General features: G+C 60.4%; 29 protein-coding genes and 1 pseudogene. 10 read left to right on the top strand and 20 right to left on the bottom strand.

The features are described 5' to 3' along the window. Window positions 1-8: 8 nt before the first annotated feature. The 4 genes from IHQ71_RS10760 to IHQ71_RS10775 all read right to left on the bottom strand — a co-directional run bounded on the left by IHQ71_RS10760 (window position 9) and on the right by IHQ71_RS10775 (window position 3,935). Window positions 9-1,055 carry an ABC transporter ATP-binding protein gene (locus IHQ71_RS10760; RefSeq protein WP_258161955.1) on the bottom strand — a complete coding sequence of 349 codons (1,047 nt, stop codon included), beginning with the start codon at window positions 1,053-1,055 and terminating at the stop codon, window positions 9-11. After that, entirely contained in the window at window positions 1,052-1,831 is a 780-nt protein-coding gene (locus tag IHQ71_RS10765) for an ABC transporter permease (protein ID WP_258161956.1), read from the bottom strand. Before IHQ71_RS10765 ends, IHQ71_RS10760 begins: the two co-directional genes overlap by 4 nt. Continuing rightward, complete coding sequence (locus IHQ71_RS10770; RefSeq protein WP_258161957.1) at window positions 1,824-2,690, bottom strand: ABC transporter permease; 867 nt, start codon at window positions 2,688-2,690, stop codon at window positions 1,824-1,826. The genes IHQ71_RS10765 and IHQ71_RS10770 overlap by 8 nt, the downstream gene beginning before the upstream one ends. 183 nt (window positions 2,691-2,873) lie before the next feature. Further along, the gene (locus IHQ71_RS10775) at window positions 2,874-3,935 is read right to left on the bottom strand and encodes a spermidine/putrescine ABC transporter substrate-binding protein (protein ID WP_258161958.1); all 1,062 of its coding nucleotides are present in this window, start codon (window positions 3,933-3,935) and stop codon (window positions 2,874-2,876) included. Window positions 3,936-4,152: 217 nt separating this feature from the next. On the opposite strand from IHQ71_RS10775, the gene IHQ71_RS10780 reads away from it, so the two are divergent. After that, window positions 4,153-5,082, top strand: a complete 930-nt coding sequence (locus IHQ71_RS10780; RefSeq protein WP_258161959.1) for a GntR family transcriptional regulator — start codon at window positions 4,153-4,155, stop codon at window positions 5,080-5,082. Between the two features lie 9 nt (window positions 5,083-5,091). Beyond that, entirely contained in the window at window positions 5,092-6,363 is a 1,272-nt protein-coding gene (locus IHQ71_RS10785; RefSeq protein WP_258161960.1) for a glycosyltransferase, read from the top strand. A 22-nt stretch (window positions 6,364-6,385) separates the two neighbouring features. Here the strand turns inward: IHQ71_RS10785 and IHQ71_RS10790 are convergent, their stop codons facing one another. Then, on the bottom strand, window positions 6,386-6,799 hold the full coding sequence (locus IHQ71_RS10790) for a helix-turn-helix domain-containing protein (protein WP_258161961.1): 414 nt from the start codon (window positions 6,797-6,799) through the stop codon (window positions 6,386-6,388). A gap of 157 nt (window positions 6,800-6,956) precedes the next feature. On the opposite strand from IHQ71_RS10790, the gene IHQ71_RS10795 reads away from it, so the two are divergent. Further along, window positions 6,957-7,841 (top strand): SDR family oxidoreductase, encoded by an 885-nt coding sequence (locus IHQ71_RS10795; RefSeq protein WP_258161962.1) that lies wholly within the window; start codon window positions 6,957-6,959, stop codon window positions 7,839-7,841. A 28-nt stretch (window positions 7,842-7,869) separates the two neighbouring features. Here IHQ71_RS10795 and IHQ71_RS10800 read toward each other — a convergent pair whose 3' ends face one another. The 4 genes from IHQ71_RS10800 to IHQ71_RS10815 all read right to left on the bottom strand — a co-directional run bounded on the left by IHQ71_RS10800 (window position 7,870) and on the right by IHQ71_RS10815 (window position 9,151). After that, window positions 7,870-8,100: a DUF4189 domain-containing protein gene (locus tag IHQ71_RS10800; RefSeq protein WP_258161963.1), complete on the bottom strand. Its 231-nt coding sequence runs from the start codon at window positions 8,098-8,100 to the stop codon at window positions 7,870-7,872. Window positions 8,101-8,210: 110 nt separating this feature from the next. After that, the gene (locus tag IHQ71_RS10805; RefSeq protein WP_258161964.1) at window positions 8,211-8,354 is read right to left on the bottom strand and encodes a CDGSH iron-sulfur domain-containing protein; all 144 of its coding nucleotides are present in this window, start codon (window positions 8,352-8,354) and stop codon (window positions 8,211-8,213) included. Next, on the bottom strand, window positions 8,351-8,839 hold the full coding sequence (locus tag IHQ71_RS10810; protein ID WP_258161965.1) for a (4Fe-4S)-binding protein: 489 nt from the start codon (window positions 8,837-8,839) through the stop codon (window positions 8,351-8,353). The genes IHQ71_RS10805 and IHQ71_RS10810 overlap by 4 nt, the downstream gene beginning before the upstream one ends. Before the next feature lie 57 nt (window positions 8,840-8,896). Further along, window positions 8,897-9,151, bottom strand: a complete 255-nt coding sequence (locus tag IHQ71_RS10815) for a helix-turn-helix transcriptional regulator (protein WP_258161966.1) — start codon at window positions 9,149-9,151, stop codon at window positions 8,897-8,899. Window positions 9,152-9,230: 79 nt separating this feature from the next. Between IHQ71_RS10815 and ybaL the strand changes: the two genes are divergently transcribed. Next, window positions 9,231-10,994, top strand: coding sequence for a YbaL family putative K(+) efflux transporter (ybaL, locus tag IHQ71_RS10820; RefSeq protein WP_258161967.1), 1,764 nt, complete (start codon window positions 9,231-9,233; stop codon window positions 10,992-10,994). A 101-nt stretch (window positions 10,995-11,095) separates the two neighbouring features. Continuing rightward, the gene (locus IHQ71_RS10825) at window positions 11,096-11,305 is read left to right on the top strand and encodes a hypothetical protein (RefSeq protein ID WP_258161968.1); all 210 of its coding nucleotides are present in this window, start codon (window positions 11,096-11,098) and stop codon (window positions 11,303-11,305) included. Between the two features lie 9 nt (window positions 11,306-11,314). Here the strand turns inward: IHQ71_RS10825 and IHQ71_RS10830 are convergent, their stop codons facing one another. Beyond that, window positions 11,315-11,992, bottom strand: coding sequence for a hypothetical protein (locus IHQ71_RS10830; protein ID WP_258161969.1), 678 nt, complete (start codon window positions 11,990-11,992; stop codon window positions 11,315-11,317). A gap of 439 nt (window positions 11,993-12,431) precedes the next feature. Here IHQ71_RS10830 and IHQ71_RS10835 point away from each other — a divergent pair, with 439 nt between their 5' ends. The 3 genes from IHQ71_RS10835 to IHQ71_RS10845 all read left to right on the top strand — a co-directional run bounded on the left by IHQ71_RS10835 (window position 12,432) and on the right by IHQ71_RS10845 (window position 14,947). Continuing rightward, a complete protein-coding gene (locus tag IHQ71_RS10835; RefSeq protein WP_258161970.1) occupies window positions 12,432-13,580 on the top strand; it encodes a porin in 1,149 nt (382 codons plus the stop codon). Window positions 13,581-13,700: 120 nt separating this feature from the next. Continuing rightward, a complete protein-coding gene (gene xth / locus IHQ71_RS10840) occupies window positions 13,701-14,474 on the top strand; it encodes an exodeoxyribonuclease III (RefSeq protein WP_258161971.1) in 774 nt (257 codons plus the stop codon). A gap of 182 nt (window positions 14,475-14,656) precedes the next feature. Further along, the gene (locus tag IHQ71_RS10845; RefSeq protein ID WP_258161972.1) at window positions 14,657-14,947 is read left to right on the top strand and encodes a hypothetical protein; all 291 of its coding nucleotides are present in this window, start codon (window positions 14,657-14,659) and stop codon (window positions 14,945-14,947) included. 82 nt (window positions 14,948-15,029) lie between these two features. On the opposite strand, the pseudogene IHQ71_RS32035 reads toward IHQ71_RS10845, so the two are convergent. The 7 genes and pseudogenes from IHQ71_RS32035 to IHQ71_RS10880 form a co-directional block, all read right to left on the bottom strand. Continuing rightward, window positions 15,030-15,107: pseudogene (locus IHQ71_RS32035) on the bottom strand (IS3 family transposase); the annotation flags it as partial. Between the two features lie 197 nt (window positions 15,108-15,304). Next, window positions 15,305-16,483 carry an acyltransferase gene (locus IHQ71_RS10855; protein ID WP_258161973.1) on the bottom strand — a complete coding sequence of 393 codons (1,179 nt, stop codon included), beginning with the start codon at window positions 16,481-16,483 and terminating at the stop codon, window positions 15,305-15,307. 32 nt (window positions 16,484-16,515) lie between these two features. Then, the gene (locus tag IHQ71_RS10860; RefSeq protein ID WP_258161974.1) at window positions 16,516-17,448 is read right to left on the bottom strand and encodes a GDP-L-fucose synthase; all 933 of its coding nucleotides are present in this window, start codon (window positions 17,446-17,448) and stop codon (window positions 16,516-16,518) included. Between the two features lie 4 nt (window positions 17,449-17,452). Next, on the bottom strand, window positions 17,453-18,526 hold the full coding sequence (gmd, locus tag IHQ71_RS10865) for a GDP-mannose 4,6-dehydratase (RefSeq protein ID WP_258161975.1): 1,074 nt from the start codon (window positions 18,524-18,526) through the stop codon (window positions 17,453-17,455). A gap of 287 nt (window positions 18,527-18,813) precedes the next feature. Then, window positions 18,814-19,530 carry a transcriptional repressor LexA gene (gene lexA, locus IHQ71_RS10870; protein ID WP_258161976.1) on the bottom strand — a complete coding sequence of 239 codons (717 nt, stop codon included), beginning with the start codon at window positions 19,528-19,530 and terminating at the stop codon, window positions 18,814-18,816. A 175-nt stretch (window positions 19,531-19,705) separates the two neighbouring features. Beyond that, on the bottom strand, window positions 19,706-19,942 hold the full coding sequence (locus IHQ71_RS10875; protein WP_258161977.1) for a BrnA antitoxin family protein: 237 nt from the start codon (window positions 19,940-19,942) through the stop codon (window positions 19,706-19,708). 110 nt (window positions 19,943-20,052) lie between these two features. Then, window positions 20,053-20,964 (bottom strand): LysR family transcriptional regulator, encoded by a 912-nt coding sequence (locus IHQ71_RS10880; RefSeq protein WP_258161978.1) that lies wholly within the window; start codon window positions 20,962-20,964, stop codon window positions 20,053-20,055. Window positions 20,965-21,075: 111 nt separating this feature from the next. Here IHQ71_RS10880 and IHQ71_RS10885 point away from each other — a divergent pair, with 111 nt between their 5' ends. Both IHQ71_RS10885 and IHQ71_RS10890 read left to right on the top strand, forming a co-directional pair. After that, window positions 21,076-21,690 (top strand): glutathione S-transferase family protein, encoded by a 615-nt coding sequence (locus IHQ71_RS10885; protein WP_258161979.1) that lies wholly within the window; start codon window positions 21,076-21,078, stop codon window positions 21,688-21,690. Between the two features lie 10 nt (window positions 21,691-21,700). Beyond that, the gene (locus IHQ71_RS10890; RefSeq protein ID WP_258161980.1) at window positions 21,701-22,642 is read left to right on the top strand and encodes a pyridoxamine 5'-phosphate oxidase family protein; all 942 of its coding nucleotides are present in this window, start codon (window positions 21,701-21,703) and stop codon (window positions 22,640-22,642) included. On the opposite strand, the gene IHQ71_RS10895 is transcribed toward IHQ71_RS10890, so the two are convergent. The 3 genes from IHQ71_RS10895 to IHQ71_RS10905 form a co-directional block, all read right to left on the bottom strand. Continuing rightward, window positions 22,643-23,494: a DMT family transporter gene (locus IHQ71_RS10895; RefSeq protein ID WP_258161981.1), complete on the bottom strand. Its 852-nt coding sequence runs from the start codon at window positions 23,492-23,494 to the stop codon at window positions 22,643-22,645. It abuts the gene before it with no gap. Between the two features lie 109 nt (window positions 23,495-23,603). Further along, window positions 23,604-23,843 (bottom strand): hypothetical protein, encoded by a 240-nt coding sequence (locus IHQ71_RS10900; RefSeq protein WP_258161982.1) that lies wholly within the window; start codon window positions 23,841-23,843, stop codon window positions 23,604-23,606. Then, complete coding sequence (locus IHQ71_RS10905; RefSeq protein ID WP_258161983.1) at window positions 23,836-24,066, bottom strand: hypothetical protein; 231 nt, start codon at window positions 24,064-24,066, stop codon at window positions 23,836-23,838. Before IHQ71_RS10905 ends, IHQ71_RS10900 begins: the two co-directional genes overlap by 8 nt. Window positions 24,067-24,165: the final 99 nt, after the last annotated feature.

The raw sequence follows: 24,165 nt of genomic DNA on the forward strand, positions 1-24,165 counted from the left end.
TTCTCCAATCAGTAAATCCGGCATTTGGCGGCATCGAGGGCGATCATGATCGCCTGGCCGGCAGCATACTTCTGGCCCTCGGCGGCACTCAGCCGAAGCTGCAGCGGCTGGCCGGACGCCACCGTCTTCGCATGCAGCACCCGGTCGAGCCCGTGATAGGCGATGTCGGTGATGATAACGCCCAGCCCATCGGCGCGTTCGGTGATGCGCACATGCTCGGGCCGCACCGCAAGCGTCGCCTTACGCGGCCCGTGGCGCACTGCAATCGGATGCCTGCTGCCATCGACGACGAAGGCGTGAGTGCCATCGATCTCGCCGTCGAGGAAGTTCATGATCCCGATGAAGTTCGCCACGAACCGGTCACTCGGTTCCTCGTAGATCTCCTCCGGCGTGCCGGCTTGCAACAGCTTGCCGTCCTTAAGGATCGCCATCCGGTCGGCCATGACAAGCGCCTCCTCTTGGTCGTGGGTGACGATGATGAAGGTGATGCCCGCCTCATGCTGCAGGCGCTTGAGTTCGAGTTGCATCCGTTCGCGCAGCTTCTTGTCGAGCGCGCCGAGCGGCTCGTCGAGTAGCAGCACTTTCGGCCGCTTCACCAGCGCGCGCGCCAGCGCCACGCGCTGCTTCTGTCCACCGGAGAGCTGGTCAGGCTTGCGGTCGGCCAGTGCCGTCAGGTCCGTCGAGGCCAGCGTTTCGTCTACCCGCGAGCGGATCGTTTTCCTCGGCAGCCGCTCCATTTCCAGCCCATAATTCAGGTTCTGCCGCACTGTCATATGCGGAAACAGCGCATATGACTGGAACATGAGGTTGAGCGGCCGCTTCTCAGGCGGCAGCGGCGAGATGTCCTTGCCGGATAACAGGATTTGCCCAGAATCCAGTGCCTCGAAGCCTGCCAACATCCTGAGCAGCGTGGTCTTGCCGCAGCCGGATGGGCCGAGAAGCGCGAAAAACTCGTTCTCGTGGATATCGAGGCTCACGCCATCCACGGCGCGCGTCTTGCCGAAAGACTTGGCGACCTGGTCGATCCGGAGCAAGGGCATCGGGCTGTTGGTCATGCTTTTTGTTCCCGGTTCAGCCATTGCGAGATGAGGAGGATGGTGGCGGAGAGGCCCATGACTAGGGTGGCGAGCGCGTTGATCTCGGGCGTGATGCCGAAGCGGATCATCGAATAGATCTGCATCGGCAGCGTGATCGAGGCGCGGCCGGCGCCCGCGGTGAAAAAGGCGATGATGAACTCATCGACCGAGAGCGTGAAGGCGAGCAATCCGCCGGCGATGATTGCCGGAAGGATGACCGGGAAGGTGACGCGCCAAAAGCTCGTCCAGCCCGACGCCCCGAGATCGCGCGAGGCTTCGACCAGCGAATAGTCAAAACTCTTCAGCCGCGCCCGCACCACCGAGCAGACGAAGGCGAGGTCGAAGATGACATGGGAAAGCACGATCGTGTGCAGCCCAAGCGTGATATTGAGCCGCGACAGCAGGCTAAGCAGCGCCACGGCGAGCACGATGTCGGGTATCACCATCGGCGCGAAGGCGAGTGCTTCCAGCGTATTCGACTTCCGCCGCCGCGCCTCCATGCCGAGCGCCAGCATCGTGCCGAGCACCGTGGAGATCAGGGTGGCAAAGATGGCGACGATCAATGTATTCCAGGCCGCATGCAGGATTTCGGCATTGCCGGCCAGCGACGTGTACCATTTGGTGGAAAAGCCCGACCAACTGGTCGGCAAGCCGCTTTCGTTGAACGACAGCAGCACCAGCACAGCGATCGGCAGATAGAGGAAGCCGAACACGAGGATCAGCACGATCCGGCGGGAGAGGGCAGCACTATGCATCGTCGCGGTTCCCACGGTCGCCCGATGCATGCGAGGTGGCGCGCGCCTGGATCATCAGCAGCACGATCATGACGGCGATCAGCGCCATGCCGAGGGCAGCACCGAACGGCCAGTCATTGGCGGTCAGGAATTGGTCGTAGACGAGATTGCCAATCATCTGGAAGCGCCCGCCGCCAAGCAATGCCGGCGTCACGAAATTGCCGATCGACAGCACGAACACGAAGACGCCGCCGGCCGCGACGCCGGGAAGCGTCAACGGCAGCGTCACCCGGAAGAAGGTGCGCACGGCGCCGGCGCCGAGATCGCGCGAGGCCTCCATCAGTTCAGGATTTAGCCGGCTAAGTGTCGAGTAGATCGCCAGGATCACGAAGGGCAGGTAATTGTAGACGAGACCGGTGATGACCGCGCCCTCGGTATAGAGCATCGACAGCGGCTCGCCCTCGTAACCTAGCGCCCGCAGCAGGTTGTTGAACAGGCCCTCGCGATTGAGCAGCACGATCCAGGCATAGGTGCGGATTAGATAGTTCGACCAGAACGGCAGCACCGCGAAGAACAGCAGGATCGGCTGCCAGCGCTGCGGCGCCTTGGCGATGGCATAGGCCGCCGGATAGCCGATCATGATGGCGAAGAAGGTCGCGGTCAGCGCGATCCGGGCGGAGTTGAGAAAGATCTTCGCGTAGAGCGGATCGACGACGCGTTTGAAATTGTCGAGCGTGAAACTGTACTCGATGCCCCCGAACATGCCCCGCTCGAAGAAGGCGTAGACGAGGATGAGCACGCATGGCAGCACCATGAACGCGACCAGCCAGATAATGGCCGGGGCGGCAAGCAGGTTCGGCTTTGCGGCGTTGAAGGACATTTGGTTCAGTTCATTTCGGTTGGAAGATTGCTGCTCAAGATCGCCCCTCATCTGCCTGCCGGCATCTTCTCCCCGCAAGCGGGGAGAAGGAGGGCTGGGGGCGCCCACACCACCACGAGTCCCTTCTCCCCGTCAAAACGGGGAGAAGATGCCGGCAGGCAGATGAGGGGCATTCGCGGGCTCTTAGTTCGCCGCCTTGATCTCGCTCACAGCTTTCGAATAGTCCTTCATCGAGGCGCCGAGATCGCGCAGCAGCTCATACTTGACCAAGTCGGCCGCGGGCACGCCCATGGTCGGATATTGCTTGGCGAGCGCCGGATCGAGGCTCTCCATCGCCGGCTTGTTCGGTACGTTGTAGAGAATGTTACTCGCCGCCCAGGCGTGGTTCTTGGCGTCGAGGATGAAGTTGATGAACTTCATCGCGGCGTCCTTCTTCTCCGAGCTCTTCATCACAACGATCGTATCGACCCAGAGGTCGGAGCCTTCCTTCGGCACCACGAACTTGATGTCCTTGTTCTCGGTGATGCCGTAGTTGCACCAGCCATCCCAGGCCTGCACCAGTTGCGCTTCGCCGGACACCAGCTTCGAATAGAAGGTCGTGTCGTCATAGGCGAGCAGGGTCTTCTTGGCCTCGATCAGCTTGTTCTTGGCTGCGTCGATCTTGGCCGGGTCTTTCTCGTTGACGGAATAGCCGAGCGACAGAAGGCCTGCCGCCATCAGCCAGCGGTCGGTCGCCAGCATGGTGGTTTTGCCCTTGAGCGCGGCGTCCGGCGTCAGCAGCGCGTTCCAGCTGTCGACCGGGGCCTTCACGAGGTCGGAGCGGTAGCAGAGCCCGGTCGTGCCCCAGGTATAAGGCACCGAATAGGCATTGCCCGGGTCGTAGGCGAGCGCGGCTGCTTCCGGATAGAGATTGGCGAGATTGGGGATCGCGGCCTTGTCGAGCGGCTCGGCCAGGCCTTGACCATTGAGGATCTCGGCAAACGGTGAGGAGACGAAGACGACGTCGTAGCCTTTGCCGCCGCTCGCCATCAGCTTGCCCATGATCTCTTCATTGGTGGCATGGTTGACGACCTCGATTTCGAGCCCGGTCGCCGCCTTGAAGGTCTCGGCAATATCCTTGGCCATGTAGCCATCCCAATTGGAGATGACGAGGTCGGCGGAAAGCGCGGATGACGCGCTGAAGGCGAGGCCGGCCACTACGGAAATCGCGGCAACACCGGCACGAAGCTTTAATGAAACGGTCACGGATTTTCTCCCGGTTGTCTGGATCTGTTGGTTCCCGAAACGGCATGCCGGTATCCCGGTCTCTTGGTCCGCTTTTGAAGTCGGCAGTATTATTTATAAAAAAAATACGTCAACCATGAATCGGCATTGGCTTGAATATTTCTGTTAACCTCTTGCGTGAAGCGGTGCAAAGAGGCAGCATGCGGGCACTCTTCAGGAGCTGGAAGCAACCGCTGATATGGAAGAATCCACCGGCAAGGTCCGCCACCGCCATGTCGAATTGGCGCAGAAAATACTCGATTTCGCGATCGAGCGCGGCCTGCCGCGCGGCGGCAGACTGACCGAACAGGTTCTCGCATCGCATTGTAATGTCTCGCGAACGCCGATCCGAAAGGCACTCCAGCTGCTCGCCGAGAAGAACATCGTCAGCCCGGAGCCGGAAGGCGGCTATCAGCTCGCGATCGACCCGGCATCCTTTCCGGGGTTGGGGGACGAAGCGCTTCCGGCCGAGGAAACCGAACTCTACAACGCCATCCTGCGCGACATCTCGGCCGGCCGCATCGGCGATTCCCAAACGGTCGCCGGCCTGCAGCGCCGCTATGGATTCTCCCGCAGCGCGGTACAAAACGCGCTGATCAAACTGTCCGAGGAAAATCTCGCCGAGCGCGCACCCGGCCAGCAATGGCTGATCAAGCAGTTTGCCATATCAGGTGACGCGGTGGCGAAATCCTATGAATTCCGACTCGCCTGCGAGCCTTTGGCGTTGACCATGCCGGGGTTCCGGCGCGACGGCTCCGCGCTCACCTCGCTCCGGCAATCCATGGAAATCCTGCGCGGCATGGGCGAGGGCGCTTTCGACCAGAAGCTCTTCGAGCGCACCGACCATGATTTCCATATGCTGATCGCGCGCTCATGCGGCAATCCCTTCATGTCGGAGACGCTTGCGACCCACCATCGCCGCCGCAAGACCTCGCAGCCGCCGATGCATGTCAACGCTTTCCGGCTGATCCAGTCGAACATGGAGCACCTTCAGATATTGGAACAGATCGAGCGCGGCCAGTTCGATCTCGCCGCCGATCTCTTGCGCGTCCATATCCAGCTCAGCCATGTCGAGCGGCCGCGTCTGGCCGGTCGCGGCGTGCCGATCGCCTTCCGGATCGCGGGATAGCGTGAAGGCATGAGCGAGCAGAAAGTCATCGCCCTGTTTCCTGAAGCGAGTTTCGGCGCCGCACTCAATTGCGTCGGCATCGCCCAGGAGCTTCGTCGGCTTGGCGCCCGCCCGGTCTTCGTCTGCCAGGAGAATTTTCGCGGCGTCTTCGCCGAATATGGGTTCGCCGAATACAGCCTCGTATCAGATACCAATGGCGGCGAGGCCAACTGGACGGATTTCATAAACCGCCACAAGGATGCGTTCCGCCAGTCGCCGCTCGAACAGATCACCAGCTATGTCGTGCCGACCTGGGATGCGATCGTCGATACGGCCATCAAGGCCGAGGAGCCGCTCAAACGCCTCATAGCCCGGATCAAGCCAGATGCGATCGTCCTCGACAACGTCGTGATGTTTCCGGCCATCGCCAATGCCGGCGTGCCATGGGTGAGGGTGGTCTCCTGCGCCGAAACCGAGATCCCCGACCCGGCAGTCCCTCCCTACCTTTCGGGCTACGGCGCCCAACCGGGCAAGGATTGGACGGCCTTTTCATCCCGCTTTGCGCGAGAGGTTCAGCCCATCCACAAGCGCATGAATGCCTTCCTTGCGGAGTGTGGCCTCAAGCCTTATCCGCTCGACGAATTCCTCGAGGCGTCGCCGCATCTCAATCTGCTGCTCTCGCCGGAGATCGTCCGTTTCGATCGCCAGGAAAAACTCGATCCGGCAAAGTTCATTTATCTCGATGGCTGTGTAAGGCAGGAAGCACCATACGCACTGCCCACTTTCGCCGCACAAAATGACAAACCGCTGGTGCTCACATCCTTCGGCAGCCTCGGCGCCATGGATGTGGCGATGATCCAGCGGATGATTTCGGTGTTTGCGACGCTGCCCTATCGCTTCGTCGTCAATGCCGGCCCGTGGCGCGACGATTACGGCAACGTGCCCGACAATGTGGTGATCGAGAGCTGGTTCCCGCAGCCGTCGCTGGTGGAAAAATCCTCGGTCTTCATCCATCACGGCGGCAACAATTCCTTCTGCGAGGCGCTCTATCACGGCGTGCCGTCGCTGGTCATGCCCTATTGCTGGGACGGCCACGACAATGCCACGCGCGCGGCGGAAACGGACGTCGGCGTGAAGCTGCCGCGCTACGATTGGCGTGACGAAGAGCTTGCCACGGCCATCAATCGCCTTGCCACCGATACGGCCATGCGCACAAAACTCGGAGAGAACGCAAAGTCGATGCGGAAGGCCGCCGGCGTCACGCTGGCCGCGAAGTCGATCCTCGACCTCGTAAAGACATAATCGTGAAGTGCCTTGGCGGCGTTTACGCCGCCATTTCACCATCGAATTCCACGCGCGCCCGTTTGATCGTGTCGTGGTTCTGCGCTGCCCAATTCACCAGCGCCACCAAGGGCTTCGAGAAACTTTCGCCCAGTTCGGTCAGCTTGTACTCCACGCTGGGCGGCTGGGTCGGATAGACCGTCCGGCTGACATAGCCGTCCCGCTGAAGGTCGCGCAGCGTCTGGGTCAGCATGCGCTGCGAGATATCCGGCACACGCCTGCGGATCGCGCCGAAGCGTAGCGGGCCGTCGATCAGTTCCAGCATCATCAGGATCGACCACTTGCCGCTGATATGGTCCATCACGTCGCGCACCGGGCAGTTCGCCGGCGTGAAGCCGTATTTCTCGAACGCCTCGCGCCGCGAAATCGGCAATCCGTGTTCGTCCAGAACGGTCATCGGGTGGTTCCTTCCAGGTAACCAGGCTACGAAAAACTGCCGTCTTTACAGCGATTTTTAAATCTCTAGATAAGAGCAGGTCTCGAAAAGAGACTATATAGTTTCACAAGAGAAACCGCAAGGCATTTGGGCCTGGCGGCATACAAGGATCGTCATCATGGCACAGAAACTTCTCGTCACCGGCGCCTCCGGCAAGCTCGGCAAACTCGTTCTCGACGCATTGCTCAAGCGCGGCGTGGCGGCATCCGACATCATCGCCACCAGCCGGGACACGGCGAAGCTCGCAGATTACGCGGCCAAGGGAATCGAGATCCGCAAGGCCGATTTCAACGATCCGGATTCGGTCAAGGCGGCCTTCGCCGGTGCCGACCGCGTCGCCATCATCTCGACGGACGCGCTGGATGGCGCAGGCACCCGTATCAAGCAGCACACGAGCGCGGTGGCCGCGGCCAAAGCCGCCGGCGTCAAGCACATCGTCTACACGTCAATGCCGCAGCCGGACAACACCAAGGTCATCTTCTCGCCCGATCACCTGAAGACCGAAGAAGCCGTCAAGGCCTCCGGCCTTGGCTACACCATCCTGCGCAACACCTGGTATCAGGAAAACATGTTCATGAGCCTGCCGCAGGTGCTGGCATCGGGCCATTGGTACACATCGACGGGCGAGGGCAGGATCGCCCATGTCGCCCGCGCAGACTGCGCCGAGGCGATTGCCGCTGCACTCGCTTCCGGTTCCGAGGAAAAGGCGACCTATACCCTGACCGGTTCGGAAGCCCGCACGACCGCCGAAATCGCCGTTCTGGCCAGCGAAATCACCGGCAAGCCGATCGAGGTCATCCAACTGAACGACGAACAACTCGCCGGCGGCATGAAGGCGGCCGGCGTGCCGGATTTCCTGATCCCGACGCTTATCAGCTTCGAGGCCGCCACGCGTGAAGGCGATCTCGCCGCACTCACCGGCGATGTCGAGACGCTGACCGGAAGGAAGCCGAAACCGTTCCGCGCGTTCTTCGAAGAGAACAAGGCGGCTCTCGCAGGCTGAGCGGCAGCCGTTCATATATCGTCGGCTGTCAGCCGTTGCGCTGGCAGTCGGCGATGTAGCATTGATAGTTGGTGTTCACGTTGCATTCGGCCAGCGCCCGCTGGCGCGCCGAACGACGGTTCGGATAGTTATAGCTATAGCCAGAGGCGCCATCGTTGGCCTGTGCCTGGCACGCCCAGGCAAAGGCCTGCGGTGCGGCGCCGAATACCATACCCAGCATGAGGCCCGCGGCAGCAATCCTCGTCATCTTCCGTATCATTATTCTTCCCCCTGAAATTGCGTGCGTCAATGTGCATTGTTCGCACGGTACCGGCTTTCGCCAGGCCGTGCTGGACCATTTCTGGGGTGAATATTGAAGAGCCCGGGAGCCTACGGCGCGACGAAGCCGACGGTTTTGTGCGATCCGTCGCAATAGGGCTTGTTGGCCGAATGGCCGCAGCGACAGAGCCATGTCTTCTCGACGCGGTTCACATTGCGACCCGTGCCGGATTCGACCTCCAGCTTGCCTGTCACCCGTTCGGCTGCGGTGCGATCGTCACCGGACCGACAAGCTCCGATATCGCGAGCTTCGAGTCCTTCGATGCCGGCTCGCCGGTCGCCGTGAAGCCGCCCTTGATATGGGAATTGTCACAGAACGGCTTGTTCTGCGACAGCCCGCAGCGACAAAGCGTGGCGCGCAGCATTTCGCCGTGGCCATCAATGATGACTTCCGCATTGACCGCCAGCGGTCCGTTCTCCCGGACGAGAATCTTATTGGTCTTCGGCGCATGCTCCTCGTTTCCACCGTCCTTGCGGCGGACGGTGATCGCACCGGATGGACAGTTCAGCGCGACCGTGAGGATCTCGTCGGCCGTTGCTCCATCGGCATCGATCCACGGACCCTCGACATTGGCGCGGAACACCGATGGCTCACCCGTCACGCATCGCCGCGCGTGGATGCAGCGCTGGCCGTCGAAGCCGATTGAAATCTTGGCGCCTTCGGTAATTTCCACGGTCATTGCCTAATCCTCGTTCGGTAGCCGTTGAGGCGATAAGATCACGAGGCGCCGGGGCAATCAACGGTTTTTGAGGCAAACGCCGGGACCGACATCGTCGATCGTCACGAACACCACGGCATTCTCTTCGAACGCCCGGCGCAGTTGCGCGCTGGTCGCGCGATGGATGTCATGGCGACGGCCCTCAAAATCGCGGATCGTGCTGCGTGAAACTTCGGCGGCTTCCGCAAGCTCGCTCTGGGTCCAGTCAAGCAGCCCGCGCGCCGCCCGGCATAGTTCCGGCGAAAGAATTGGCGTATTCTGGCCTTGACCCATCGTCCAATGTTACCCATATTGGTCAATATAAGCCATTTATGGCATATATTTTTGAGGATTTCCAGCGCCGGAGTTGCCAATGCCCCACGGAACCCCCTTGATCACGACCATCGTCGCGGGTTTCGTCCTGGCATTCATATTCGGCACGATCGCCAATCGCTTCAAGCTGCCGCCGCTGGTGGGCTACCTGATCGCTGGCATCCTGGTCGGGCCGTATACGCCCGGCTACGTCGCCGACCAGAGCCTCGCGCTCGAGCTCGCCGAGATCGGCGTCATCCTTCTCATGTTCGGCGTCGGCCTGCATTTCTCGCTCAAGGATCTCCTGTCCGTGCGCTTCATCGCGGTGCCCGGCGCGATCGTACAGATCGCCTTCGCGACGCTACTCGGCTGGGCCTTCGGGCAATGGCTCGGCTGGTCGCATGGCGGCAGCCTGGTCTTCGGCTTGGCACTTTCCGTCGCCTCGACCGTCGTGCTGCTCAAGGCGCTGCAGGAGCGGCGCATCGTCGACACCGAGAAGGGCAGGATCGCCGTCGGCTGGCTGATCGTCGAGGACCTCGCCATGGTCCTGGCCCTGGTGCTGATCCCCGCGATCGCAGGCGTAGCCGGCGGCGACAACGCGCCCACCGATCCGCTGGCGCTGAAACTCTCGCAGCTCGCCGGCTTCGATCTCGGCATCACGGGCGTGATCGGCATCACGCTGGTCAAGGTTGCCGCCTTCATCGGCGTCATGCTGGTCTTCGGCCGCAAGCTCATTCCCTGGATCCTGCATCACATCGCCCATACCGGCTCGCGCGAACTCTTCCGGCTCGGTGTGCTGGCAATCGCTCTCGGCGTCGCCTTCGGCGCGGCGCAGCTTTTCGGCGTCTCGCTGGCGCTCGGTGCATTCTTCGCCGGCATGATCCTGTCGGAAAGCCCGCTCAGCCATCGCGCGGCGCAGGAAAGCCTGCCGCTGCGCGATGCCTTCGCGGTGCTGTTCTTCGTCTCCGTGGGCATGCTGTTCGATCCCTTGAGCGTGTTGCGCGATCCGCTTCCCGTGCTGATCACGGTTGCCATCATCGTGTTCGGCAAGTCGGTCGCGGCATTCCTCATCGTCATCGCGTTCCGCAAGTCGATGGGCACCGCGCTCATCATCTCGGCCAGCCTGGCGCAGATCGGCGAATTCTCCTTCATTCTGGCCGAACTCGGCGTCGGCCTCGATCTGTTGCCCAAAGAGGGGCGCGATCTGATCCTCGCAGGCGCCATCATCTCGATCATCCTCAACCCCATCGTCTTCTGGGCCTGCGACTATATCAGGCCATGGCTGGAATCCCGGTTCGCTCGAGAGGAGGCGCCCTCCGGGCCCGGCAAGATCGAGCCCGAGGCCGAGCCCGATGAGGCGCCGGTGCAACTACCGACCGTGCTCACCGGCCACACGATCGTCGTCGGTCATGGCCGGGTCGGCAGCGTGGTGGCGCTGGCTGTGAGGAATGCCGGCAGGCCCCTGCTGGTGATCGAGGATTCGGAAAAACGCACCGAGGGCCTGAGAGAAGAAGGCGTCGAGGTCATCACCGGCAACGCCGTGTCATCCGATATCCTCAAGCTGGCCAATCTCTCCGGGGCCGAGACGATCGTGGTTGCAATTCCCGATGCGTTCGAGGCGGGGCAGGTGACCGAGCAGGCACGCGCCGCCAATCCGTCGATCCGCATCGTCGGCCGCGCGCATTCCGATGACGAGATCGAACACCTCACGCGTTTCGGTGCCGATATCGTCATCATGGGCGAGCGGGAAATTGCCCGCGGCATGGTCGAATATCTCCACGCCCATGCGCCTCCTCCAACCGGCGAGGTGATGGGGCACGCCTGAGCACGGAATATTCGCGCAGGCCTGGGAACGCACCTTTATCGGTTGGATTGTTCGGCCATCGGATATAACCTGTTCACGGCTAGCATTTGGGAGGACACGCGATGGACACCGTATTACCCGGCCCGATCATATCGAGCCGCGACAAGATCGACCATCTCTGTCGGCATTCCGGTTGCGACCGCTGGGGCGCCTGGGGCTATGATGGTGGGGAGGGTGTCACCGGCTGGTGGTGCCTGGAGCATCGTCCCGCGCACGATCCGGTCAAGCCGGAGGTCGAGCAGAACTGGGTGTCGGACGGCAACGAAGGCTGACTAGCAAACCTAACCGTCGTCTTGCGATTGCCACGAGTCGCATGCCTTGGGGATGTTGGCGCTCGTCCAATCCGTCAGCTTGACCGGCTTGAACACAACCTTGATCGGCTGCGGCTTGTCCACGTCCTTGGTCAGCGTGCCCTTGCCGGTCATAAAGTTCACGTCGCACTCGCCTTCCCGCGTTTCGAACGTGTCGTCGGCGAGAAGGCTGTTCCAGGACCATCCCATGGTAAAGCCGGCCACGACGGGCTCGCCATTGCGGTAAATTACAGTCAGGATTTCCGTCCAGTCGTGACTTGCGCCCCATTGATGCGCTGCGGAGATCAGCAATGAACCTGATTTGCTGACCTCAAGGGGCTGGACCCAAGGCACCCGCTCGGGATCGGCGACCTGCTGCTTGATGAAATCGGGCTTTTGCCTCAGGTCGGCGTTTTCTCCACCCTTGCCGAGATAGATATAGAGATCGACACGCTCGTTCTCGCTCAAGCCATAGCGATCCCTCGTCAGTTCGTGGAAATCCGTACGGCCCGGCCCCACCAGCACAAGCGCTGCCTTGTCCGAATTGCCGTCGCGGTCGATATCGAGGCTGGTCTGGTAGAGAACTTCGTTCTTCGTGGCAGCAGCGGCTATGGTGGGAATGGCCGGCATTGCGAGAAGCACCAATGCGATTCGAAAAGCCGTTCTCATGAGGCCTCCCTCGAATGTGGGTTGCATCGGGCCGCTTGGGCAAAATAGACACTTGAAAATGCCCGTATCTCCATTGACGAAAGAGATGATCGATTTATTCGAATGATGACATTGATTGTCATCTATGCGCTACCTATGTCTGGGATAATCGGCGTACCGGTAGAGATTCCTCCGATTTTGGCAACAATTCTCGCTCCTTGTAACCTCATGTAAAAATGGGGTTTTTCGTGTTTTCATACACATGCTGAAATAGTTGCAGATCGGCAACGCAAATCTTTTTCAACGGCGTTACGTGGTCGGCAAAGCATCCGGTTTCGTTGACGGCATGGATCGACGACAGTAGTCCATGGGGCAGGGTTATCGATGGATGCCCTGGCCGGTTTGATTGACTCTCCCATTCTCGACCGGTCTCAATCAACCTTTCGACTTGGAGTACACCATGAACATCAAGAGCCTTCTTCTCGGCTCCGCCGCTGCCCTGGCAGTGGTCTCTGGCGCACAGGCTGCCGACGCTGTTGTCGCTGCTGAGCCGGAACCCATGGAATATGTACGCGTCTGCGACGCTTACGGCACGGGCTTCTTCTACATCCCGGGCACCGAAACCTGCCTCAAGATCGGCGGTCAGCTGCGTTACGAAAAGCGCTTCTCCGACGGCGGCACTCAGAAGTTCGACCGCGACGGTCTGCCGATGTTCAGGACCCGTGCAGATGGCACCCTCAAGCTCGATGCTGATGGCAACCCCATCGCCAAAAACACGAAGGATTCTTACGACAACCACACCCGCGTTCGCGTCAATTTCGATGCAAGGAATGATTCCGAGTGGGGCACTGTCTACAGCTGGATTCGTATCCAAACCGACTCCGTGAACAACGGCGAAAACATCTATGGCGACGGCGATAACAGCTACCTCCGTGCCTACTACTACTTCGGCATCGGTGGTCTCGAATTCGGCAACTACGATAGCCAGTGGGCCAAGTGGATGGGCGATGGCGGCCGTACCGATGACGGTGGCATCTATACTACCGACTTCAACTATCCGGATTCCCGCCAGTATGTGAGCTACTCGGCTGACTTCGGCAACTTCAAGGCCTTCGTCTCGCTCGATAACGACGCTGACGAATTCTACAAGCCGGAAGATCATGACGGCGACGGCGTCGCCGGCAAGCGTGGTCGCCAGTACCTGCCGGATATCTCGGCTGGTGTGTCCGGCACGTTCGGCGACTATTACGCTGCCGCTGCGGTTGCATACGATGAATCCGACGAATCCTTCGCGATCAAGAAGGTTGTTCGTGGCGACATCGGCATGTTCGGCTTCACCGCCATGGGCCTGTATTCGGACAGCTCGGAAAACATCTACTTCGCTTATGACGGCTTCAGCGCCATCATTGGTCTCTCGGCCAAGGTCACCGACACCGTGACCGTCGCGAAGGACATCCAGTGGTTCGACAACGGCGACTGGCGTCTGGTTGGCGATGTCAGCTGGCAGGTTGCCTCGGGCTTCTCGGTCCTGGCTGAAGGTGTGTACTTCAACCCTGACAAGGGCGACGACAGCAAGGCTGGTTTCCTGCGCTTCCAGCGTGACTTCTAGTATCGTCTAATATCGCGTGAGTAGGGCCCGATTGCGGGCCCTACTTATTTGTGCTTGTCCGATCCGTCCAAACGGCCGCCGTCACAGGAACTACCCGGGCTTCACAAGCATTCCTACGGCATGAAAATCGCCTCCTACAATGTCAACGGGATCAATGGACGAATCGACATCCTGTTGCGGTGGCTTGAGGAATCCTCTCCCGATGTGGTCTGCCTTCAGGAACTGAAAGCGCCTGACGACAAATTTCCCGCCCGCGTCCTGGAACGTGCCGGCTATGGCGCCATCTGGCATGGACAGAAGAGCTGGAACGGCGTGGCGATCCTGGCACGCGGCACCGAGCCCGTGCAAACCCGCCGCGGCCTTCCCGGTGATCCCGACGACAGCCATAGCCGCTATGTCGAAGCCGCCGTTTCCGGCATTCTTGTCGGCTGCTTGTACCTTCCAAACGGCAACCCTGCGCCCGGACCTAAATTCGATTACAAGCTCCGTTGGTTCAATCGCCTGCACGCCTACGCGCGCGAATTGCTGGCGCTTGATATCCCGGTCGCCCTGGTCGGCGACTACAACGTGATGCCGGCGGATCTGGATGTCTATGCGCCGGAACGCTGGCGCGATGACGCGTTGTTCCGGCCCGAAGTGCGGGATGCCTACCGCACGCTCCTCGACCAGGGTTGGACCGACGCCATCCGCCATCTAGATCCCGATGCGCGGATCTACACGTTCTGGAAATATCTCCGCAATGCCTTCGCGCGCGATGCGGGACTGCGCATCGATCACTTCCTGCTCGCACCCAAAATCTCGTCACGCCTCGTCTCTGCAGGCGTCGACCGGCATGTCAGGGGGTGGGCGCATGCAAGCGATCATGCACCGGTTTGGATCGAAATTTCAAAGTGAATCCAGCCACCTGCGAACCGTGTTTAAAGTGCGCCGGGTTTCAGGGATGCAGACGGAGGTCTAACGCCGGATATATTCACTTTTCGAAAAGTGAACGGAAAGATGCCGGGGAATTTTATCGGAACAAACATTGTCGGGTGACATTAACACGGCATGGACTTATCGAAATATGGAGAAGACAAATGAAAAAGACACTGTTTGCTACTGCCGCCATCGCCCTTTCTGCAGCCTTTATTCCGGCCGCCCATGCTGATGATGATTCGGCCAAGACGACCGGCGTCGTCGCCGGTGCCGCTACGGGCGCAGTTGTTGCCGGCCCCGTTGGTGCCGTGGTTGGCGGCGCCATGGGCCTGACCACTGGCGCGATTATCGATGATGCCGGAAAGCCGAAAGAGGAAACCGTGATCATCAAGAAGCGCCAGCCCGACGTCGTCATCCAACAGGAGCCTTCGACGGTAATCGTCGATGAGTGACCGGATGAAAGATTGGGTGGGTTGAAGTTCCGCCAAATAAACTGACCCCATGAAGTTGGATGGTTACAGATTGGGAAGAAACGGGCTGGGTTCTGTATTGTACAGGGCTCAGCCCTTTGAGTTCCAGTTTGATGCGGTCGGTGTGGTAATAGTGGATGCAGTTCTTGCAGTCCCCCGGCAGACTGTCGATGCTGTCGAGGTAGTTGGCCTTGTTGCGGTTTTCGAACATGCCGTTCCGCCTGTACGCTCTGTTTGAACGACAGGCTGTGCTTGGCATGCAAACCCCGAGGTTGGCTGCCCACTTTCGGGAGTCAGTTCGAAACGCTGGGCCTTTTCCATGCGGTCAATTGAGATGGATCAGGCTGGATTCTCGCTCGGGATGCCCTTCGGTGGAGGTGCTTTCTGGTAGCGGCTGGCGATCTTTCGCCCGAGGCTGATGCCGGGCTGCTCTATAAAGCGGTAGCAAAGATAGGCGGCCCCATAGGTAATCGGTACGGTGAGGGCCAGTGATGCGAAGAGACGCGGGATCGGTGCCATTTCAGGATATTGGATCGCCAGCCAGCCACACACCGGCAGCATGACAACCAGGTGCAGTAGGTAAACGCCGTAGGAGACGTCACCGATAAAGCGCGCTGGCGCGTTCGACAGGAACCGGTCCAGCACCTCTGTCGGCCATTTGAGGAGCGCCGGCAGGCGGTCCTTGTAGAGAAGCGCGACAAATCCAAGCACGATGGCGATCTTGATAGCGCGATGCAGCGCCGAACGGCCACCGCCGAGCGGCACGAAAATGACGGCCAGCGCACCCGCGATGAGCAGCCATTTCCATTTGCCTTCGGCGCGCAGCGTCATGGCGATCAACATGCCGGCGGCGAAGAGGTGGAACTTCATGGCCAGGATCGAATAGGCGCCGATAACGAAGCCGTTGCGGTCGAGCCAGGCGCCCACGACCGCCATGACGCCCACGAGGAGCGTCATGCCGGCGATTCGGCCGAGCTTCAGCGCAAGGATCATCAGGAACGGAAAGATCGCGTAATATTGCATTTCGAGCCCGATCGACCAATCGGGCAGGGGGGTCTGGAAATTGTGCGTCCAGGTCATGCCGAACAGAAAGCTGACATGCAGCAGGATATTAGTCAGCGATTGATCGAGATAGCGGCTGGCATAGCGTGCCTGCTCTTCGACACCGCCGGACAGGACCGTGGCGGCATCGAGCCTGCTCTGCCAGAGTTCCGGCCCGAAATAGAGCGCGAGCGCCAGGCAGACATAGTAGAGCGGAGCTATGCGAAAGAACCTGCGGATCCAGAAGATCTTCCAGGTATCAGGCTCCATCCACGGTTCTCGCACCTCGCGAGCCTGATAGTGGTAGGTCATCAGGAAGCCGGAGATGATGATGAAGAGCTCGACCGCCATGTCGGGCTGGGCGATGATCTCGATCTTGTAGCCGGTCATGAACATGGCATGGCCGACCAGCACCCACAGCGAGGCATATCCGCGGAGGCCATCGAGAAATGCCAGTTGATGCCGGCTGTCCGCCATTCATTACGCTCCAGTCGCCGCAGTCGGATCGATCAGGCCTTGTTTTCCAGGAACCACCTGTAGACAGCTGCGATGCCGTCCTCGAGTTCGATCGATGGCTGCCAGCCCATGCCGCGCAGCTTGTCGGCGCTCATCAGCTTGCGGGGCGTGCCGTCCGGCTTGGTCAGGTCGTGGACGATCTCGCCCTGGAAGCCGACGGCGTCGCAAACCAGTTGGGTGAGTTCCAGGATCGTAACGTCGTCGCCGGAGCCGATATTGACGTGGCCGGCGGCCGAATAATTCTTCATCAGATGAACGCAGGCGTCGGCGCAATCATCCACATGCAGGAACTCGCGGCGCGGCGTGCCGGTTCCCCAGATGGTGATCGACGGTGCGCGGGCGAGCTTCGCTTCATGCGCCTTGCGGATCAGCGCCGGCATGACATGGCTGGAATTCAAATCGAAATTGTCGCCAGGGCCGTAGAGGTTGGTCGGCATGCCGGAGATGTAGTCGGCGCCATGCTGCTTGCGATAAGCATCCGCAAGCTTGATGCCGGCGATCTTGGCGATCGCATACCATTCGTTGGTCGGCTCCAGCGCGCCCGTCAGCATCGCATCCTCGGTGATCGGCTGGGCTGCGAATTTCGGGTAGATGCAGGACGAGCCGAGGAACATAAGCTTCTCGACACCAACCTTGAACGCGCCGTTGATGATGTTCGCCTCGATCATCAGGTTGTCGTAGAGGAAGTCGGCCGGATAGGTGTCGTTGGCGAGGATGCCTCCGACTTTCGCCGCTGCGAGAAAGACGGCGTCAGGCTTGGCCTTTTCGATCCAGGCCATGGTCGCGGCCTGGTCACGCAGGTCGGCGTCCTGGCGGGAGGCAACCAGCACCTCACAACCTTCGCTATCGAGCCGGCGCATGATCGCCGAACCGACCATGCCGCGATGACCGGCGACCCAGACCCGCTTTCCGGAGAGGGAATACATGGCCTCAGGCTTCCTTCATCACGGTCGCGGTCTGCATGACCTTGAGGTCTTCGTTGACCATTTCGCGGCAAAGATCGCGGACGGAGGTATCGTGCTTCCAGCCGAGCTTCTGATGCGCCTTGGACGGATCGCCGATCAGGAGTTCGACTTCGGTGGGACGGAAATAGCGTGGGTCGATCTCAACGATGACGTCTCCCGACAGTGTGTCGTAACCTTTTTCATCGACGCCGGTACCGCGCCACTCGAGATTGATACCGACATCCTCGAAGGCCCAGGTGATGAACTGGCGCACTTCCGTCGTCTCGCCGGTGGCGAGCACGTAGTCGTCCGGTTCGTCCTGCTGCAGCATCATCCACATGCCGCGCACATATTCCCGCGCATGGCCCCAATCGCGCTTGGCATCGATATTGCCGACATAGAGTTTGTCCTGCTTGCCGAGGCGGATGGCGGCCGCCGCACGCGTGATCTTGCGGGTGACAAAGGTCTCGCCGCGCAGCGGGCTCTCGTGGTTGAACAGGATGCCGTTGGAGGCGTGCAGGCCGTAAGCTTCGCGGTAATTGACCACGATCCAGTAGGAATAAAGTTTCGCCGCTGCATAAGGCGAGCGCGGATAAAAGGGCGTCGTCTCGCGCTGCGGCACTTCCTGCACCAAGCCGTAAAGCTCCGACGTGGAGGCCTGGTAGAAGCGGGTCTTCTTCTCCATCTTCAGGATGCGGATGGCCTCAAGCAGGCGCAACGTGCCGATGCCGTCGGCATTGGCGGTATATTCAGGCGTCTCGAAGGACACGCGCACATGGCTCTGGGCGGCGAGATTGTAGATCTCGTCCGGCTGGGCTTCCTGTACGATGCGGATCAGGTTGGTCGAATCCGTCATGTCTCCGTAATGCAGGATGAACCGCTGATCCTTCTCGTGCGGATCCTGGTAGATGTTCTCGATGCGGCTGGTGTTGAACGACGACGAGCGGCGCTTGATGCCGTGGACGATGTAACCCTTGCTCAGAAGCAGCTCGGCGAGATAGGCGCCATCCTGGCCCGTAATGCCGGTAACAAGGGCTACTTTTCTCTTGTCGTTGCTCAAATGGATTCTCCTGTCGAATGCAATCTCTGGGCTATTTGCCTGCTTGCCTCCGCGCTAGAGGCGGATTGGGGCGGCAAAATGTCGGAAGGCCGGAACACAGCACAACAATTAACCGATCACCCCGGAGGGGACGGACAAAAGCAGAAATTTCCGGAAATTCTGACCCTTCGCTTCTCCTTATCGGAGGACGCGTAAGACTGCAATCGTCCCGCCTTCGACTCGCAAATATGGCTCTGCCCGGCGGAAAACGCACGGGCCGGGAAAAGTTCCCGGCCCTGCCAAGATGCTCAGTGATAACGGCGGATGAGCCCTACGAGCTTGCCCTGAACCTTCACGCGGTCCGGGCCAAAAATGCGGGTTTCGTATGCGGGATTTGCCGCTTCGAGCGCGATCGAGGCGCCTTTCCGGCGAAAGCGCTTGAGGGTCGCTTCCTCGTCATCGACCAGCGCCACGACGATATCGCCGGGACTTGCGGTCGAACCCGTGCGGATAACGACCGTGTCGCCGTCGAGGATACCAGCCTCGATCATCGAGTCGCCCTTGACCTCCAGCGCAAAATGATCACCGCTGCCGATCATGCCGGCGGGCACCGCGATCTCGTGCGTGTTGTTCTGGATCGCCGAGATGGGCACACCCGCCGCGATGCGGCCCATGACTGGAATGGCCACGGAATCAAGCACGTCGTCGTTGGCGGGCCGGGGTTGTGGTGGCGCCTGCGGCTTGCCGAGCGAACCCTCGATGACGCTGGGGGAGAAGCCCCTGGCGGCCGGCTTCACGCTGGGCGAATAGGCCTCGGGCAGCTTGATCACCTCCAGCGCGCGGGCCCGGTTCGGCAGGCGGCGGATGAAGCCGCGCTCCTCCAGTGCCGTGATCAGACGGTGGATGCCGGATTTGGATGCGAGGTCGAGCGCATCCTTCATCTCGTCGAAGGATGGTGGAATGCCCGACTCCTTCATCCGCTCGTGAATGAAGAGAAGCAATTCCTGCTGTTTTCTGGTTAGCATGTTCAAACCCCGGCAGAATCGTGAAACAAATCTGGAACAAACACTATATGTTCCATTTATGTTCTGCAAGGGCTTAATTTTTGCTTATATCTGCATGTGATCATGCGATTTTCGGCGGTGGGACCACAAAAAAAGCAATCTGGTATGAACTGTGGCGCATCGCGCGCGGAAATCTTCAGGATTTGCCTGGCATTGCCGCACGCAATGTATCGTTGATGCGCTCCTGCCAGCCGGGACCTGCTTCCTGGAAATACGCCAGAACATCGCTGTCGATCTTGAGCGAAACCAGTTCCCTGGTGTTGGGCAAGGCCGGCCGCTCGACGGCAGGCGCTGCGGCCGCCTTTTTCGCTGGCTTGAACAATGCTTCAGCGGCATCCATGGCGCTGACGGGTCTGCGGGGTGTGTTGGCCATGGTTTCACTTTCCGTTTATTGATTGCAGGATCTCGACGATCATTTCCGATTAATTCTCTCCCGTCCACCGCATTCGATCACGCGCTATCTTCGGCGGATGCTCGTGGAGCTCACACCTTCTCCGGGTTGGCAAGCACCGGATCGGCACGCAAGCGCTCGGAGGCGAAGTCCACGAATGCGCGGAGGCGGCCGGAGGCGGATCTGCCTTCGGCATGCACGATGTGGATGGGCACGGGTTCCTGTTCGAACTCGGCAAGCACGGTCCTGAGGCGGCCGGCCCTGACATGAGCGGCGACCTGATAGGACTGGAAGCGCGACAGTCCCCAACCGGCGATCGCCGCATCGATGACGGCGTCATTGGTGTTGCAGGTGAGGCGGGTCGAGATCGGCACACGAATCTTGGTTCCCTTGCCGAATTGCCACTCCGTGCCGCCGAAAATGCCGTCGCGGCCGATCAGCCGATGGGATGTCAGGTCCCGCGGAATTCTGGGTTCGCCGTGCCGGTCGAAATAGTCGGGCGATCCGCACACGACCTGCCGGATGAAGCCGACGCGTCGTGCGGTCAGGCCTGAGGAGGGCAGGTGGGCGATGCGGATGGCAACGTCTATACCCTCATCCACGAGATTGGTGACGCGGTCGAGCAGAAGGAACCGCACCTGCACGGCCGGATGGAGATCGAGGAAATCCAGCAGGATCGGCAGGACGTAGAGCCTGCCGAAAAGCACCGGCGCGGTGATGGTAATCGCACCCGCCGGATTGCCGAAACTGCCCGCGGCATTGGCCTCGGCCTCGGCGATTTCAGCGAGGATCCGACGGCAATCGGCGACATAGCCTTCGCCGGCTGCGGTCAGCTTCACCGAGCGGGTGGTGCGAATCAGCAGGCGTGTGCCTATCTCGGCCTCGAGAGACGCAACCGCGCGGGTCACCGCTGGTGCGCTCAGATGCATCGCCTTGGCGGCGGCGGCGAAACCACCGGAATCGACCACTTCAGTGAAAATGCGCATTCCCTGCAAGCGGTCCATATTTTGCTCTATTGTTATTTCGCCTGACGCAACAGTGTAGTTCCATGTTCGCCGATTATCAATTCAGTAAGAAACAATCATATTGAGCTTTCCCAATTATTGGAGGTCAAAATGAAACTCTATAATTTCACGCTCTCGGGCCATTCGCATCGCGCCAGGCTGTTCCTCTCGCTGCTCGGCGTCGATTGCGAGATCATCGATGTCGATCTTGCACAGCGTGCGCACAAATCGCCGGAGTTTTTGGCCCTGAACACACTCGGCCAGGTGCCGGTGCTGGAAGATGAGGGCGTGATCATCGCCGACTCCAATGCGATCCTGGTCTATCTCGCCAAGAAATTCGGCCGTACGGATTGGCTGCCGGAAGATGCCCACAGCGCAGCCGAAGTGCAGCGCTGGCTTTCCGTGGCTGCCGGGCAGCTTGCCCATGGTCCGGCTCAGGCGCGGCTGATCACGGTGTTCAACGCGCCCTACAGGCCGGAAGAAGTTATTCCGCGCGCCCATGCCATACTTGACGTCCTCAACCAGGAGCTTGGGCAGCGCAAATGGATTGCGGGCGGCACCGCGCCCAGCATCGCGGATGTCGCTCTTTACAGCTATGTCGCCCGAGCACCGGAAGGCAATGTGGAATTGGGCGGCTATCAGCACATCCTCGCTTGGCTTGACAGGGTCGAAAACCTGCCGGGCTTCGTGGAATTTCCGCTTGCCTCGGCCGTTCGAGCCGCGTGAGGGCTTTACGATGTTGCAAAATCTCAAAGTCGATAGTCCCTGGCATCCCGGTGAGGTCGCGCTGCAGGCTTCGCTCGGCGTTGCCGAACGGCTGGCCGAGGTCGGCAGGCACGTCATCCGTGACCATCTCATCGAGCAGCATCAGCTGTTCTATCCGCTGCTGCCGATGGCTGTCCTGGCCTCCGTGGACGCTGCCGGCGATGCCTGGGCGACTGTAAGAACAGGCTATCCTGGTTTCATGCAGGCGATCGATGATCGATATCTGCATCTCGATTTGAAGCGTGATCCTCGCGATCCCGCCGATGCGGGAATGGATGACGGAAGGGCAATAGGCATGCTGGGGATCGATCTCGGCACGCGCCGCCGCAACCGGCTCAACGGCGAGGTTGTTCACAGCGACACCGGCCTCAGCGTGCGCGTCGAGCAGAGCTTCGGCAACTGCCCGAAATATATCCAGCTGCGTGGCGCGTACTATGCCAGTGATCCTACTTTGCCGTCCGAGGTGATTCCGGAGATGGCGGACTCGATGGGCGAGGATGCGCGAAGCTTGGTCCGGCGGGCGGATACGTTCTTCGTTGCCAGCTATGCCGATCTGGCCGATGGTCGTCGTCAGGTCGATGTCTCACATCGCGGCGGCCCGCCGGGCTTCGTCAGGATCGATGGCGATGTGCTTGTCATTCCCGACTATGCCGGCAATCTGTTTTTCAACACGCTGGGCAATATAGCGGTCAATCCGCGCGTGGGCCTCACTTTCGTGGATTTCGAGAGCGGTGGTTTGCTGCAATTGAGCGGCGACGCCTTCATTATGGACCCGGTCGAGACGGCGCTGTTGCCCGGCGCGGAGCGGATGTGGCGCTTCACGCCACGAAAGGTCGTCTGGCGGCCCGGCGTGCTGGCATTGCGTTGGGATTTTCGCGAGTGGTCGCCGAGCCTGGCCAAGATCGTCGGATGATCAACGCAACACGAGCAGGCCCGAGCCGATGATCACGACCGCGCCGATGACGGTGTAGATATCGATCGTTGCGCCGAAGACGAGATAGCCGATCAGGCTGCCCCAGAAGATCTGGCTATACTGGGACGGTGCGACCACCGAAGCCGTTCCAAGCCTGAAGGCGCGAACAAGCAGGATGTTGGCGATGAACTGGCAGAAACCGCCCAGGGCGAAGACAAGGAAAGCATCGAGTGCCACCGGAATGATACTGCCGGTGGAAAGGGCGATCAGGAATGCCACGCCGGCCATGATCACGAGTGGCACGAACGCGAGCGCGAGATCGGATTCGGCGTGATGCACCCGTCTCAGCATCAGCAGCGTGATCGAGAACAGCACGGCCGAGCCGACTGCGGCCGCGTGGCCGAGCCCGAACGAGCCGCCCGCCGGTCGCGTGGCGATGACGACACCGACAAAGCCAAGGACGACGCCTATCGTTGCCAGCACCGACAGCCGTTCGCCTAGAACGAGGAAGGCGAGCAGCGCCACGAAGATCGGGCCGGTAAAGGCAAGAACATAGGCATCGGCGAGTGGGATCAACGAGATGGAGTAGTAGAACATCGCGGTGTTGGTCGCGAGAATCAGCCCGCGGGTGATCACGAAACGGGGATATATCGGGATAAGCCGGCGTGGATTGCGCGTGACGATGCAGAAGAGCGCCATGAAGACACAGGCCATGCCGGAAACCATGAAAATGGTTTGCGACAGCGGATGGCCTTCGCTCTGCAGCTTCACCACGGTGTCGGAGCCGACGAATATGCCGTAGGAAGCGGTGGCGATCGCCGCGGCTTTGATATTGTCGGAGTTAAGACGCATGCGGGAGAAATCCGGACGGCCGGAAGGCCGAAACTAAGAGAATCGTTATCGCAACGATATCGATTCCGGCGAGCCCGCGCGAGGGTTGCGCGACTACACTGCCGTTCAGTTACATGCCGGAACCGAAGACTTTCCCGCGTCGGCGCATCGGAGGGGTTTCACGGCCTATCCGCGCGAGATCGCCAAGCGTCGTATCGTCGTCCTCGTTGAAAATCGCGCGCGGCATGCCGACTCTCGATCCGAGCCGTGCGATCGGGGGTTCGCCGAGGTCCGGTGAGCGCGATCTCTTTTTCGACGCCGACAGTCTTGCCAGGGGACGATCGGGAGCGATGGAATTGTGCTCACGCATCACGGAAGTCCTTCCGGTTCGGACCGCTGGTTTTCGGCTGCTTGTTTGGAGACCAGTCACGATGGTGGCGTGGCGGCGCTGGATCGGCGGAGGCTTCGCCGGCACCGGGATCGATCTTGTCGCGGTGCCGGTCGCTTTCGAGCGGATCGGCGAGCAGGCCGCCCACACCCGGATCGCCAGCGATCGCGCGGTTGTGATTGTCATTGGCTGGCTTGATATTCATAACGCAATCCTCGTTGTGACCTGTTAAGTCACAGGAGGAGGGATTGTTCCGGTGTTGAGTGTCGGCGTACCCGTGTCCCCCCGAATTCCATGACGATCT

Origin of the sequence: Rhizobium sp. TH2 (assembly GCF_024707525.1) — a bacterium.
In the GTDB taxonomy this organism is placed as follows: domain Bacteria; phylum Pseudomonadota; class Alphaproteobacteria; order Rhizobiales; family Rhizobiaceae; genus Rhizobium_E.